The organism is Gemmatimonas sp. (assembly GCF_046594945.1).
GTDB lineage: Bacteria > Gemmatimonadota > Gemmatimonadetes > Gemmatimonadales > Gemmatimonadaceae > Gemmatimonas.
The window spans coordinates 1-13,670 of the sequence record NZ_JBKJRB010000001.1 but is presented as its reverse complement, the minus strand read 5'-3'; the positions used below and the strand labels follow the sequence as shown (position 1 = coordinate 13,670).

The window sequence follows — 13,670 nt, the reverse complement described above, 5'->3', positions numbered from 1 at the left end:
TGCTTGCGGTTATGATCCACCCATCATGATTGACACTCTCCGCGATAGTCTTCAGGCCGCCCTCGGCGCGTCATTCCAGCTTGGACGTGAACTCGGTGGGGGCGGCATGAGTCGCGTCTTCCTGGCGCGCGATACGAGACTGGACCGCGAAGTCGTGGTGAAAGTGCTGTCGCCGGAATTGGTACAGGAGCTGTCGGTCGAGCGGTTCGGCCGGGAGATCGCGCTGGCGGCGGCCCTGCAGCATGCGAACATCGTTCCCGTGCTGTCGGCCGGCGTGACGGGTGAGGGGCTTCCGTACTATCTGATGCCCTTTGTCGAGGGCGCGTCGTTGCGCGACCGCGTGGCGGGCGGGAGCTCACTGCCGATCGCCGAAGTGCTGCTGGTGCTCAACGACGTGAGTCGGGCGCTGGCGTATGCACACGGTCGCGGCGTCGTGCACCGCGACATCAAGTCGGACAATGTGATGTTGTCCGGTGGGGCCGCGCTCGTGACAGACTTCGGCATCGCCAAGGCGATGAGCTCGGCCCGGACTTCGCCCAGCGACAGCGAACGCGACAGTCAACGCGACAGTCAACTCACCCGAATGGGCACGTCGCTTGGCAGTCCGGCGTACATGGCGCCGGAACAGGGTGCGGGCGACCCGGATACCGATCACCGTGCCGACATCTACGCGCTGGGTGCGATGGCGTACGAGCTGCTGACCGGATCGACGCCATTCGGCGACCGACCCGCGCACGCCCAGCTGATTGCCCATCTGTCCGAGGCACCCGTTCCCGTCGCGACACGGCGCCCCGATGTACCCGAGCCGCTCGCGCAGTTGGTGATGCGATGCCTGGAGAAGGATCCGGCCGATCGCCCGCAGCAGGCCTCGGAGCTTCTCGAGTCGCTCGCCGATGCCGCGTCGGCCTCGCGGGTGGGCACCACCGAGCAGTACGACGTGCGCAACGCGACGGCGGCTCCGCCTTCCACAACGGCGGGTGCCTCGCCTCGTCGAGGAGCACGGGCGTTGGTCATCGGCGGGGTAGCCGTCGCGGTTGTCGCGGGCGTCGCTTGGTTTCTCACACGCGGGCCGGCGAAGTCGGCGGGTCCTGATGCCTCGCTGGTGGCCGTGATGCCGTTCGCGGTGCGCGACGCCTCACTCGGCGTGTGGCGCGAAGGCATGGTGGACATTCTGGCCCGCAGTCTCGATGGCGCCGGTACCCTGCGTTCGGTGTCACCGTCCATGAGCATCGCGCAGTCTCCCGAGCGCGGCGACGTGACGACTGCCACGGCACTCGGTACGGCGCTGGGCGCGGGCCTGGTACTGTTTGGTGAGATCAGCCCGCTCGGCAAGGATTCCGTGCGACTGCGTGCGGCGCTCGTGGATGTGGCCGACCGTGCCGTGCGACAAGAAGTGGACGTGAGCGGTGACGCGCTGCGCATCGACGCGCTGGCCGATTCGCTGGCGTTGCGATTGTTGCGCGCCATGGGGAGCACGGGATCACTGGCCGATGGAGCGCGCCTGTCGTCGATGGGCACGTCGTCCTTGTCCGCCCTGAAATCCTATCTGCACGGACAGCAGTGGTACCGACGCGGCGTAGTGGATTCATCGCGGGTCGCGTTCGAAGCGGCCGTGGCAACCGACTCGATGTTCGCGCTGGGCTGGCGTGGTGTCGCCTCGATCTACATCCGCACCGGTCGCGAAGCGGATCCCGCGGCGCAGGCCGCGCTCGATCGGGCCATTCGATTGTTCCGCGGCGGTAGTCCGCGTGACAGTTTGCTGTTGCGTGGCGACGCACTGCGACTGGCCGTCGTACGCCGCACGCCCGTGGTGAATGAAGCCGTGATGGATATCCCTGCGGTGGCCACGCTGCTTGCCACCATGCGAGAGACGACGACGCGGTATCCGAACGATGCCGAGTTGTGGCTGGAGCTCGCCGACGCGGGATATCACTTCGGGGAGTTGGCCGGCATGGTGGACACCACGGTCCTGGCCGATTTCAGACGGGCCATCGCGCTCGACTCGATGATGCTCGTGCCCTACGTCCATGCATACACGTTGGCGCTGCGGACCGCACAGTTTCGTGAAGCGGCCAGCTACGCACGAAGCCTCTCCAGACTATCACCACCGACCGTGGTGCCGTTCTATGCGCTACAGGTTGCGCTCCTCGACTCGACGCCGACGCTGAGTGCGCGCGCGCGAGCACTGCTGGACTCCGTGCCGCTGTCCTTCGTGGCCCAGAGCTTCAGGGATTTCAATGCGGTGCCCGAGGCGAGCGCCCTATCGATCGCGATCGCCACGCATCAGGCAGCGCGACTCGCGGCGAATCCGTCGCTCCCGGACTCCGCGGCGTTCGCGCGCGAGATGTTGCTGGCACTCGCGCAGCGAGGTCAGTCGATCAAGACGCCGCAGCTCTTGAATATCGGTGACCGAGCTACGTTGGCGCAGCTCGGCGCGTTTCCCGCAGCTGATGTGTTGGCAGAAGCGCAGCCGCTTCTTTTGCGCCAGCCAACGACACTCTCCGCCGCGTTTTCGCTGTTTTCCACAGCGCGTGACACGAGCGCCATGCAGATTCTTGTGCGGGCATTTGACGGGGTCGACAGCACGGCGCAAGCGCGAGGACAAGGTCGCATAGCGCACTATGGCGACGCCGCGCGCTCGTTTCTCGCGTTGGCCCGCGCTGACACGGCGGCAGCGCTGCGAGGGTTCTTAGCATTGCCCATGGCGATGTGTAGCAGCGCGCCGTGTGCCGCGTTGACAACGGCTCGACTGCTGGTGCAGGCGAAGCGCGATGCGGAGGCCGCGAAGTTGTTGGATCGCGCCCTGCCTACGGCAATGCCATCGGTGGGCGTCGTGCCGCTGATGCTGTTGCGCGCCGAGATCGCTGAACGGATGGGTGATCGTGCTACCGCGCGACGTTGGTATGCGCGGGTTATTGCACACTGGGGAAGCGGAAGCGCACCGGCGCAAGCGACGGTCACGGTCGCTCGCGCTGGACTCAAGCGGGTGCTGTAGCATGCGACCACGAATATTGATGGTCGTGATTATCGGGGCCGTCGTTGCCGCCTGCGATAAGTCAAACCCGCGCGCCTCGACGCTCAAGGTGTCGTACTACGCACAGGACTCGGCCTTTACCAGCGCCGAGCCGTTGCGGGTATTGGTCGGATCCGGTGAGCAACTCCGAAGCCTCCGCGGGATCGAGCTGGCGCCGTATCACCCGTTTCTCGTGTCGGGCGAGATGCCACTCGACAGCGGGGCGACGCTCCCGATTGCTGTGCTGATGCTTGGGGCAGGCGCCGATACCGCCGCGAACGCGCAGCTGACGTTCGGACCGGTGGAGCCGGCCACGTCGTACACGCTCGGCGTCAGTGCGGGCGGACGCAATCCGTTGAGTGCGCCGTCACGATGCGGGGGGCAGGTGGCGGTACCACTGCGGCGCCTGAAGGGTGATCGCACGGGCGATTCGCTGTTCGTGAGCATCAGCGGCGTTCGTGATGGTGTGGCGTGCTGAACGCGCGGGTTGGTATTTTCGCGTTGTCCACGGCGGTGGCGGTCTTGGCGTCAGGCTGCACCGACACAAAAGCCGGAAGTGGCAGTACGGACACCACCGATTCGTCGGGCGTCGCGATTGTGCGCGGGCCAGCGGCGGATACACCACTCGCTTGGACGTTCGCTGAAGTCGGCCGCATTGGGGGTGCCGATACCGGTGCGCCGTTGTTCGACTATGTCGCACCGTCGTCGATAGCCACCGATGGCACGGCGCGCATCGCGGTGCTCGATCACTCCAATCAGATCCACCTGTTCGATTCCACGGGTTCACTAATCCGAACCGTGGGCCGTCGCGGCGGTGGCCCGGGTGAGATGGAGTATCCGGCGGGCATTGATGTGGATCGGGATGGCAGCGTGTCGGTCAAGGACGACGCGAAGCAGGCGCTGCTCAGCTGGGATCCCGCGGGCGCCGTGCTCCCCGAACGAAAACTCATCACGGCGCGAGGGCGCACATGGGGAACCGTACGCCGTCGTGGCGACACCGTGTTCGTCTCGCTTGACTTGGTGGGTGATACCACGGTGGCGGTGCGGCGACTCGAACGCTGGACGTCGCGCGATACGCTGGCTATCGATTCTACGGTTGGTTCTCGACCCAAGATGGTGATGTTCACGTGCGTGGGGCTCGCACTGGCGCCACTCTTCTCGGGCGAACTCACCTGGGCCGTTCGCGCCGACCTCGTCGCCTCGACACGTCAGTCCACATACGTGGTGGATCTTTCGCGCAACGGCACGCGCGAACGCAGCGTGCGCCGTGACGTAGCGCCGATCGCGGCCAAGACCACCGATGCGGTGAAGCTGTATCCTGAGGGACTCAAGGTCCGTTTCAGTGGTGCCGGCGGTGAATGCATCACGCCGAGCGCAGAAGTGGGAGAGAAGGTGGGCGTCGCGCCCACGATTCCGGTCGTGCGCGAAACGGCTATCGCACCCGACGGCACACTATGGGTAGAGCGATACACGTTTGCGGGGGAAACGCCACGCACCGATGTCTTTGATCGCGATGGACACTACCTGGGTACAATCATTGGCCGCTCGCTGCCACTGGGCTTTCTCGGCAACAATCTCGTGCTCTTTCCCATCATCGACCAAGACGAAGGCACGATCACGATCGGGATTTATCGTATCACGAGAACCGTGACCCGATAGCTCACCTCGGCGTGCGAGCCTTCCAAAGTGCCAGCAGCGCCGCTTCGCGCTCCGGCGTGAATCCCGTCTTGATCGCCGCCTGACGCTCGGCCGGCAGTGTCTTCCACCAGGCGAGCGTGTCGCGCGCCGTGTCTTCCATCGGACGCACGGTGAGACCGGCTTTGAGTTCGGGCGTGATGTCGATGCGGGCGAACCCTGCGGTGCGTCCACGCATCACCTGAAAAACCGGCAACTCACGCCCGTACGGATTCGCGCCGTTGGCGCGCAGGAAGTCAGCGTCGACCCACGTGTAGGTGGGGTTGCTACCGACGCCGTTCTGAATGCGCGACACGAACTCCTTGAACGGCTGCCCCATCTGCGGCCCGACGCCGTTGAACGTGCCATACGTGCGGTTCTCGACCAACGTGATGCAGAATTTCACGAGGTCACGCGCGTCGATGATCTGTACGTGATCGCTGCCGTCGCCCGGCACCAGCACCGCACCGCCACGCGCGATGCGCACGGGCCAGTACGTGAAGCGATCGGTGTCGTCCTCAGGTCCGACGATGAGTCCCGGACGCACCACCGTGACGCGGCCCGGCATAGCGGCATGCGCCGCCTTTTCGGCGTACGCTTTCGCATGACCGTAGCTGAGCGGCTTGCCCGCTTCGATCGGTGAGTTCTCGAGTGTAAGCACCGGCGCTTCGATCGACATCGGCACGCGACTGAGATCCTGATAAACCGAGCGCGTGGAGATGAACAGATACTGATCGACGTTGTCACGCAGCAGTTCGGCCGACAGCTTCACCCACACGGGGGCACTGGCCAGAGACGCCGATTCGTCAATCACGGCGTCCCACTGGCGACCCTTTAGCGCACTGAGGTCGCTGGCCCGATCGCCGGCCAGCTCTTCGACATCTTTGCCAAACATGCCGGGCGCACTCTTGCCACGATTGAAGATCGTGACCTGATGGCCGCGCTTCAGTGCTTCGCGGACATCGTGCGGTCCGACAAAGCCGGTGCCGCCCAAAATGAGAAGTTTTTTGGGCGCCCGCGCGGCCACCAACACGCGCGAGTCAAACATGGATGCTGCACCCAGCGCGCCAAGTGAGGTGCCGAGGAATTCACGACGGCTGTACATGATGCGCTGGGCTTAAGAGGACAACAAAACCTGCGGAAATCAGGCGAGTTCGAAGCGATCGAGGTTCATCACCTTGGTCCAGGCCGCTACGAAGTCGTGCACGAACTTCTCCTTCGCATCGTTTTGCGCATAGACCTCGGCCACCGCACGGAGTTCCGAGTTTGAACCGAAAATAAGGTCCACCCGCGTCGCCGTCCACTTCACGTCGCCGGTGGCGCGGTCGCGGCCTTCGAAAATGTCGCCGGACTCGGACAACGGCTTCCAGGCGGTGCTCATGTCGAGCAGATGCACGAAGAAGTCGTTGGTGAGCGTCTCAGGACGGTCGGTGAACACGCCGTTCTTTGACTGACCATGGTTGGCGTTCAGTACTCGCAGTCCGCCCACCAGCGCCGTCATTTCGGGGGCGGTCAGCGTGAGCAACTGTGCCTTGTCGACCAGGAGCTCTTCCGGTTTTACGCTGAAGGCTTTCGGCTGATAGTTGCGGAAGCCGTCGACCTTGGGCTCGAGCACGTCGTAGGCCTCGATGTCGGTCTGTTCCTGCAGCGCATCCATGCGTCCAGGCGTGAACGACACTTGAATCGTGTGCCCGGCATTGGCCGCCGCCTGCTCAATCGCGGCGCATCCGCCGAGCACGATGAGGTCGGCGATCGATACCTGCTTGCCGTTGGTCTGCGAGGCGTTGAACTGCTGCTGAATCGTCTCGTAGATCTCGAGCGCGCGGGCCAGCTTCACCGGCTGATTCACGTCCCAATTCTTGGCCGGCGCTAAACGGATGCGCGCGCCATTGGCACCACCTCGCTTGTCAGAACCGCGGAACGACGAGGCGGACGCCCACGCCGTCGCGACGAGCTGCCCGATCGAAAGACCGGAGGCGAGGATCGTGGTGCTGAGCGAGGCAACGTCTTGCGCATCCATCAACGGGTGGTTCAGCGCGGGAATGGGATCCTGCCAGATGAGCACTTCGGCCGGCACGAGCGGGCCGAGGTAACGCGCGCGCGGCCCCATGTCGCGGTGCGTGAGCTTGAACCAGGCGCGGGCGTAGGCGTCCGCGAGCTGGTTCGGATTCTCATGAAAGCGCTTCGAGATCGCGAGATACGCTGGATCGACGCGCAGCGCGATGTCAGTTGTGGCCATCATCGGCGCATGGCGCTTGGCCGGATTGTGGGCGTCGGGCACCGTGGTGGCGGCGGCCGGGTCGGTCGGTGTCCACTGGTGCGCGCCGGCCGGGCTCTTGGTGAGCTGCCACTCGTAGCCGAAGAGCGTGTCGAAATAGCCGTTGTCCCACTGAATCGGATTCGGCGTCCATGCACCCTCAACACCACTGGTAATGGTGTGCTCGCCCTTGCCGCTGCCGAACGCACTCTTCCAGCCAAATCCCTGTTCTTCGAGGCTGGCGCCTTCGGGCTCCACACCCACCAACGCTTCAGGGCCGGCACCGTGCGCCTTGCCGAAGGTGTGTCCACCGGCGATCAGGGCAACGGTTTCCTCGTCGTTCATCGCCATACGGGCAAACGTTTCGCGGATGTCGCGGGCCGACGCCATCGGATCAGGATTGCCGTTCGGACCCTGCGGATTCACGTAAATGAGGCCCATCTGCACGGCCGCCAACGGCGGTTCGAGCTCACGATCGCCCGTGTAGCGCGAATCGCCCAGCCACGTCGTTTCCGGACCCCAGTAAATGTCTTCCTGCGGTTCCCACACGTCGGCCCGGCCACCGGCAAAGCCGAAGGTGGTGAAGCCCATCGATTCCATGGCCACGTTGCCGGTGAGCACCACCAGGTCGGCCCATGAAATCTTCTGGCCATACTTTTGTTTGATGGGCCACAGCAGTCGACGCGCCTTGTCGAGATTGCCGTTGTCCGGCCAGCTGTTGAGTGGCGCGAAACGCTGGGTACCGGCCGAAGCGCCGCCACGTCCGTCGGCGGTACGGTAGGTGCCGGCGGCATGCCAGGCCATGCGCACGAAGAACGGCCCATAGTGCCCGTAATCAGCCGGCCACCAGTCTTGCGAATCGGTCATCAGCGCCGTGAGATCCTGACGGAGCGCTTCGATGTCGAGCGTCTTGAACGCTTCGGCGTAGCTGAACCCGGCGCCCAGCGGATCTGAGAGGGAGGAATGCTGGCGCAGGATTCCGACGTTCAATGCGTTTGGCCACCAGTCACGATTGGCCCGACCACGCGGTGCCGACGTGCCTTCGACCGCCACTGCCCCGTGCATCACCGGGCACTTGCCCGCGCCCTCTCCGTCCATGCCTTCCATCGCGCTCTCCCGATCTACGCTGCGTTGAATGCGCGGTCGCCCTGCTGACCGAGCTCATGAGATGCCTCTCTACTACACACTTGACGATACGGGCTCGGCCTATAGCCCGCAATGCTGTAACTCGTATATACGCCATAGCCTAGGGTTATAGTTAACTTATGGATACGCTCTTGCTCCGTGCTTTTGTCGAGACCGCCGACGCCGGATCGCTAAGTCGGGCGGCGAGACTGCTGTCCGTCTCGCAACCGTCGCTGACCGGACAGATTCAACGACTTGAAACGCACATGGGCGCGCCGCTGTTCGATCGGCATGGGCGCGGCGTCTCGCTGACCGATGCGGGAAGGGCGCTATATCCGCGGGCTCGCCGGATTCTCGATGAAGTACGTGAGACGGAAGACGCGATCCGGCGTGAGGGCGCGAGTGGGGCGGGAACGCTGAGTGTGGGGGCGATCCCCACGGTGGCGCCGTACGTTCTGCCGGCGGCGGTGCAGCGGATGCGCGCGCGTCACACCGCGATGCGGGTGGAGTTGCGCGAGGACTACAGCGCGGTGCTTGCCAAGTTGTTGCTGGATGGCGCCCTGGACGTGGTGATCGCCGCGCTGCCGTATCCGTTCGAACATCTCGATACCGAGCTCCTCGGCACTGATGCGTTGGTGGTCGCTGTGCCAGCCTCGCATGCGGCGGCGCGGGCGGGGCGCATAACGCTCTCGCAGTTGCGCGACGCGCCGGCGGTCACGCTGGATCCAGCACACTGTTTAGGGGAGCAGGTAGCTGGCTTCTGCTCGAGCCGTCAGGTTTCACCGAGTGTGGTGTGCCGCAGTGCCCAGCTGGCCACGGTGCTCGAGCTGGTAGGTGCTGGCGTAGGCATCTCGATCGTGCCGGCCATGGCCGCCGTACGCCACAACACGCCGCAGTGTGCGTATGTGCCACTCACCGATCACACGCTGCAACGCGAGATCGTCGCCGTCTGGCGACGGGGGGCGGTGCAATCGATGCAGGCCCGCGCGTTTGTGGAGTGCGTGCGGGAGGTGGTGAGGGCTGGGTAGGGGAAGGCCTTCGCCACGCACCGCGAAAAACTCAGAGCCCAGAACATCGGGCTCAGATAATCAGATGGCTTATAGTGTTCAGAATTCAGCAGCAATAGCGCTCCGTTTCGAGCCATTTGGTGGTGCGTTGCTCCAGCGAGGCGGCGTTCACCGTTGATCGACGCGGTTGAGGGGTTGCTGGGTCCCGCGCAGGCCTTGCGGACGGCCAGCGGCTTCTCTCCAACCTCACTCGACTTTCGCGACCTGATTCTCCGGGTCACGCTCGACCACAATGGTGAACTCCTTCGTCAACGCGACGATTCCGGCGACGGCGGCCCAGAAGGGCGCCAGAAACGCCCCGGCCAAGCCTGCGCTGAGTGGCATATCGATCAGCGTGCGACCGGTTGCGTTCCGCACGATGATGCGACGCACATTCCCCTCGCGAATGAGCTGCTTGAGCGTCGACTTGAGTTTGTCGCCTGCCACCTTGATCTGTTCCATCGTCGCCTCGCTGCCGGAGTGATGAGTGGTCGAATGATGTGTCGGATACGCGCATCGGCCACCCATCCACGGTCAATCTACGGCGACAAGGTGGCGCGAGTGTCATGTCCTGCTATTGGCCGGCCCGACCACGGGCTAATTTGTCGGCTCAGTACCTGGGACGTATGCCCTTCACGGAGTGTGTTATGACACTGCATCTGCAAAAGGTGTTCGGCTATCGCGGCGACGCCATGCATCTCCCGGTACCAAACGTTGCGGCGGCGATCCCGTTCTACGAGGCCACCCTTGGCTTTCACGTGGTGTCGCGCGGTGACACGCCGTATACATCCGTCGTGCTTGCGCGCGACGCCGTGCAGATCGGGCTCGAGGAAAATGGCGGCGATCCGGCGCAGGATGGGTGTGCATTTCACGTGCGGGGGCTCGCTTTGCTGTTCGACGAGTTCGCCGCCAAGGGACTTGTGAAGGCGCCTTCGGACTTCTCCGTGGAACACCGCGACGGGGTGCCGTGGACCGTGTGCTACGTGATCGCGCCGGATGGTTTGTGTTACTGGTTCGGCGAGCGCGAAGGCACCTGACGCGGATGGCGGCCCGTTCGTGATGGCTACAGTTTGGATGCTTCGCACACGTCTCGTTGCCACTCTCAGGGCCCTACATGAATCGACCAAGACTGCACGCGCTCGTCGGCGCACTCGTTACGCTGGCTACCGCTCGTGCCCCGCTGCCGGCGCAGCGACCGAGCACGATGGCTGGCCGTTCCACGGTGTACGCGTCCAGTGCGGTGGTGGCAACCAGTCAGCCATTGGCGTCGGCGGCGGGGCTCGAGATCCTGCGCCGCGGTGGCAACGCGATCGACGCGGCAGTAGCAGCCGCTGCGGTGCTGAGCGTGACCGAGCCACACATGACCGGCATCGGCGGCGACATGTTCGCCATCGTGTGGCTGGCCCGAGAGCAGAAGCTGGTGGCGCTCAACGCGAGCGGGCGCGCGGGCTCGCTGATGACGCGCGCCACCCTGCAGGCGCGCGGTTTTCGCGCTGGCTCGCAGCAGGGCGTCATGTCGGTCACCGTGCCCGGCGCACTGGCGGGATGGGACAAGCTCGTGCGAACACACGGGAAACGCACGCTGGCGCAGGTGCTGCAGCCGGCCATCGGCTACGCGCGCGACGGCTTCCCGCTGTCGCCGATCATCGCCGCGCAGTGGGCCGATGAGACCACATTCCTTCAGCGCGACTCAGCGGCGGCTGCCACCTTTCTGCCCCGTGGGCGAGCGCCCAAGGCGGGCGAGTGGTTTCGGAATCCTGACTATGCGCGCACGCTCAAGACGATCGCCGACAGTGGCATCGGCACGTTCTACGGTGGATCCATCGGCCAGCGCCTAGTGTCGCGCCTTGCTGCGTTGAACGGCTTTGTCACGCTCGACGACTTGCGCAAGAATGCCCCGACCTGGGTGACGCCGATCTCGGTACCGTTCAAGGGCTATCGGGTGTGGGAGTTGCCGCCCAACAATCAGGGCATCGCCGCGCTCGAGATGCTGCGCATTCTCGAACCGTACGATCTCAAGACGATGGGACACAACTCGCCTGAGTATCTGCACCACCTTATCGAAGCCAAGAAGCTGGCGTATGCGGATCTCGATCGTTTTGTCGGTGATGCCGATCATCTCGACATGCCGGCCGAGCAGATGTTAACGGATGCGTTCATCGCCGAGCGACGCAGTCACCTCGATGCAAAGCGGGCGCAGGAGCGCATGGATCCGGGACCGATGCGTACGAAAAGTGAGACGGTCTACCTCACCGTCGCCGACGCCGAGGGCAACATGGTGTCATTCATCAACTCGAACTACGACTCGTTCGGATCAGGGATCGTGGTGCCGGGCACCGGCTTCGCGTTGCACAACCGCGGCGCCGGCTTCACGCTTACCGAAGGACTGCCGAACACGGTCGCTCCGGGCAAGCGCCCGTTTCATACGCTCATTCCTGGCTTCGTCACGCAGACCGTGAATGGGCGCGAGCAGGCGTACATGAGTTTCGGACTGATGGGCGGCGGAGTGCAGGCGCAGGGACACGTGCAATTTCTGCTCAACTACTTCGTGTTCGGGATGGACCTGCAAGCGTCGATCGATGCGCCGCGTTTCCGTCATTACGATCGCAATCGGGTCGCTCTCGAGCCCCCGATCGGGGATGGCGTGCGCAATGCGCTGGCGGCCATGGGGCACCTGCTCATCGATCAGCCCACGGTGGCCTTTGGTGGCGCGCAGGCGATCGTGCGATTGCCGAAGGGGTACGCGGCGGGCAGTGATCCGCGGAAGGATGGGATGGCGGTGGGGTACTGAGACGACAGCGCGCGGCCGCTTGCTTACAGCGCGATCGGTTGCCGCCTGCGACAGGTGCTGCGGTCACGCGCGGATAGCGTACCGGCGCGGCGGAGGACGAGCGACGCGTCCAAGGTGAACAGTTTCCACCGCACGATGGACGCAACCGGCAGGCCGGTCGGAGTGAGATCGCGGATGGGCACGTCCCCGGGCCATTTCTTGTGCGCGGCGGTGGTGATCATGGCCAGCACCAGATGGTGCGAACTGTCGTTGAACGCGGCCGCCGAACAGACCAGTGCCGGCCGCCGCTTCGATGCGTCGCGGTCGGAGAAGGGGAACGGCACGACCACCACGTCTCCGGGGCTATAGGTCGGCATAGGCCGCATCGTCCCGTGCCGAATCCCATTCTGGTGCCAGCGTGGCCTCGAGCTCCTGCAGCTCGGCGTCGGCGGGCAGGGCGCGCCGCACACGCACCCCGTCGCGCTCAATGATGAACTCGATGCGGTCACCGGCAGCGAGGGTGAGCGCCTCGCGCACGGCGCGGGGAATCGTTGCCTGATACTTGGACGTCAGCGTAGACACGGGCATGGCGCTCCACCGCAATACGTAGGTGAGGTAATACGTATTACGGTAATGGCATTGAATCGCGCGGGCAAGCAGGACCGGCGGTCATCATATGCCGTATTGCGATGCGGGTTGTCATCGTTCCACCGCCGTGGGCATCGTGGCAACGCGCGGGGCCTACGCAGGTAGTGCAGCCATATCCACCAAGAACTCCGAACCCGGTTTCACGGCCGTGACCAGCAAATGATCGCGAGCCCGCGTGCAGGCCACGTACAGCAGCTGACGCTCGGTGTCATATACCTCGCGCAGATCGGACTCCTCCGTGGCCGACTCGATGCGGGCTTGGTGCGGTAGCACGTCCTCGTCGCAGGCGGCGACCACGACGGCCCGGAACTCGAGCCCTTTGGCGAGGTGCATGGGCATGATCACCACCTTGCCGGCTTCCGGGTCAACGCCAGGGGCCGGCGTGGTAGAGCCGAGGTTGGCGCCGGCCACTGCCTCGCGGGCGCGCGTGAGCTGCTCTGATGATCTAACGAAGACGCCGATCTCTTCCGGCAGCACTCCGTCGGCACGACGCGCACGAATCCAGTCGGCGATCGTCGCCGCTTCGTCGCGCTCAGAGGGGAGTAGCCGAATCTCAGGCTCGACGCCGTTGAAGAGCGAGACCGTGCCGCGTCGCTCCTCAACATTTCCGTCAACATCCTCAAGCTCCGTTCCAAGAAGCCGATCGGCCTGTCGCCGAATCTGATGTGACGTGCGGTAGTTCACGCGGAGCGTGGTGGAGCGGCCGCGAACATCCACGCCGAGCGACTTCCAGGAAAATGGCGTTTGGAAGATGCGCTGCCCCAAGTCGCCCGCGAAGAACAGCCCATCGGGGCGCTCGGCGGTGAGTGCCGAAAAGAAACGCAGGTGCGGTACGCTCATGTCCTGCGCTTCGTCGACCACCACGAAGTCGAACGGGCGTTGGCCCGATGAGGTCAATTCAACAGCAATATCGGCGAGTAGTCCGGGAACCGTGACCAGCGCGCCGTCATGCAGGCGCTGCTGCGCCTGTTCGAAGATCGGCCAAATGCTGGCGCGGTGTTTCTCGCTGAGGCGGTTGCGGCGACCGAGCCGTGCGACATCGCGATACGCGTCCCATGTGCGCAGTTGCCATGCGTCCACCACGTCGGCCCACTCCTGCTGGATAAACCGATCGGGGAAGGTGTGCCCGCCGACGGA

Annotated in this window: 12 protein-coding genes; 6 read left to right on the top strand and 6 right to left on the bottom strand. The window is 64.5% G+C overall.

Going from position 1 to position 13,670, the window contains the following annotated elements:
* Window positions 1–25: 25 nt before the first annotated feature.
* Genes ACLL97_RS00060 through ACLL97_RS00050 form a run of 3 tightly spaced genes read left to right on the top strand, consistent with a single transcriptional unit; the run spans window position 26 to window position 4,672 of the window.
* The gene (locus tag ACLL97_RS00060) at window positions 26–2,995 is read left to right on the top strand and encodes a protein kinase domain-containing protein (protein ID WP_411278423.1); all 2,970 of its coding nucleotides are present in this window, start codon (window positions 26–28) and stop codon (window positions 2,993–2,995) included.
* A gap of 1 nt (window position 2,996) precedes the next feature.
* The gene (locus ACLL97_RS00055) at window positions 2,997–3,491 is read left to right on the top strand and encodes a hypothetical protein (protein WP_411278422.1); all 495 of its coding nucleotides are present in this window, start codon (window positions 2,997–2,999) and stop codon (window positions 3,489–3,491) included.
* Window positions 3,485–4,672 carry a 6-bladed beta-propeller gene (locus ACLL97_RS00050; RefSeq protein WP_411278421.1) on the top strand — a complete coding sequence of 396 codons (1,188 nt, stop codon included), beginning with the start codon at window positions 3,485–3,487 and terminating at the stop codon, window positions 4,670–4,672. The genes ACLL97_RS00055 and ACLL97_RS00050 overlap by 7 nt, the downstream gene beginning before the upstream one ends.
* A gap of 1 nt (window position 4,673) precedes the next feature.
* On the opposite strand, the gene ACLL97_RS00045 is transcribed toward ACLL97_RS00050, so the two are convergent.
* Window positions 4,674–5,792, bottom strand: a complete 1,119-nt coding sequence (locus ACLL97_RS00045; protein WP_411278420.1) for an NAD-dependent epimerase/dehydratase family protein — start codon at window positions 5,790–5,792, stop codon at window positions 4,674–4,676.
* 39 nt (window positions 5,793–5,831) lie between these two features.
* On the bottom strand, window positions 5,832–8,051 hold the full coding sequence (katG, locus tag ACLL97_RS00040) for a catalase/peroxidase HPI (protein WP_411278419.1): 2,220 nt from the start codon (window positions 8,049–8,051) through the stop codon (window positions 5,832–5,834).
* Between the two features lie 158 nt (window positions 8,052–8,209).
* Between katG and ACLL97_RS00035 the strand changes: the two genes are divergently transcribed.
* Window positions 8,210–9,097: a LysR family transcriptional regulator gene (locus tag ACLL97_RS00035; RefSeq protein ID WP_411278418.1), complete on the top strand. Its 888-nt coding sequence runs from the start codon at window positions 8,210–8,212 to the stop codon at window positions 9,095–9,097.
* A gap of 225 nt (window positions 9,098–9,322) precedes the next feature.
* Here ACLL97_RS00035 and ACLL97_RS00030 read toward each other — a convergent pair whose 3' ends face one another.
* On the bottom strand, window positions 9,323–9,577 hold the full coding sequence (locus ACLL97_RS00030; protein ID WP_411278417.1) for a DUF4342 domain-containing protein: 255 nt from the start codon (window positions 9,575–9,577) through the stop codon (window positions 9,323–9,325).
* Window positions 9,578–9,762: 185 nt separating this feature from the next.
* Here ACLL97_RS00030 and ACLL97_RS00025 point away from each other — a divergent pair, with 185 nt between their 5' ends.
* Window positions 9,763–10,152 (top strand): VOC family protein, encoded by a 390-nt coding sequence (locus ACLL97_RS00025; RefSeq protein ID WP_411278416.1) that lies wholly within the window; start codon window positions 9,763–9,765, stop codon window positions 10,150–10,152.
* A gap of 77 nt (window positions 10,153–10,229) precedes the next feature.
* Window positions 10,230–11,906: a gamma-glutamyltransferase gene (gene ggt / locus ACLL97_RS00020; protein ID WP_411278415.1), complete on the top strand. Its 1,677-nt coding sequence runs from the start codon at window positions 10,230–10,232 to the stop codon at window positions 11,904–11,906.
* Window positions 11,907–11,929: 23 nt separating this feature from the next.
* On the opposite strand, the gene ACLL97_RS00015 is transcribed toward ggt, so the two are convergent.
* From ACLL97_RS00015 to ACLL97_RS00005, 3 genes are all read right to left on the bottom strand, one after another.
* Window positions 11,930–12,262 carry a type II toxin-antitoxin system PemK/MazF family toxin gene (locus tag ACLL97_RS00015; RefSeq protein ID WP_411278414.1) on the bottom strand — a complete coding sequence of 111 codons (333 nt, stop codon included), beginning with the start codon at window positions 12,260–12,262 and terminating at the stop codon, window positions 11,930–11,932.
* Complete coding sequence (locus ACLL97_RS00010; protein ID WP_411278413.1) at window positions 12,249–12,467, bottom strand: AbrB/MazE/SpoVT family DNA-binding domain-containing protein; 219 nt, start codon at window positions 12,465–12,467, stop codon at window positions 12,249–12,251. Before ACLL97_RS00010 ends, ACLL97_RS00015 begins: the two co-directional genes overlap by 14 nt.
* Before the next feature lie 159 nt (window positions 12,468–12,626).
* Window positions 12,627–13,670: 3'-5' exonuclease (locus tag ACLL97_RS00005; protein WP_411278412.1), on the bottom strand; the 1,044-nt coding region annotated here is incomplete at its 5' end.

Coding starts and splice junctions, on each gene's coding strand:
- ACLL97_RS00060 (WP_411278423.1), top strand. CDS start 26: ATGATTGACACTCTCCGCGATAGTCTTCAGGCCGCCCTCGGCGCGTCA.
- ACLL97_RS00055 (WP_411278422.1), top strand. CDS start 2,997: ATGCGACCACGAATATTGATGGTCGTGATTATCGGGGCCGTCGTTGCC.
- ACLL97_RS00045 (WP_411278420.1), bottom strand. CDS start 5,792: ATGTACAGCCGTCGTGAATTCCTCGGCACCTCACTTGGCGCGCTGGGT.
- katG (WP_411278419.1), bottom strand. CDS start 8,051: ATGGAAGGCATGGACGGAGAGGGCGCGGGCAAGTGCCCGGTGATGCAC.
- ACLL97_RS00035 (WP_411278418.1), top strand. CDS start 8,210: ATGGATACGCTCTTGCTCCGTGCTTTTGTCGAGACCGCCGACGCCGGA.
- ACLL97_RS00030 (WP_411278417.1), bottom strand. CDS start 9,577: ATGGAACAGATCAAGGTGGCAGGCGACAAACTCAAGTCGACGCTCAAG.
- ACLL97_RS00025 (WP_411278416.1), top strand. CDS start 9,763: ATGACACTGCATCTGCAAAAGGTGTTCGGCTATCGCGGCGACGCCATG.
- ggt (WP_411278415.1), top strand. CDS start 10,230: ATGAATCGACCAAGACTGCACGCGCTCGTCGGCGCACTCGTTACGCTG.
- ACLL97_RS00015 (WP_411278414.1), bottom strand. CDS start 12,262: ATGCCGACCTATAGCCCCGGAGACGTGGTGGTCGTGCCGTTCCCCTTC.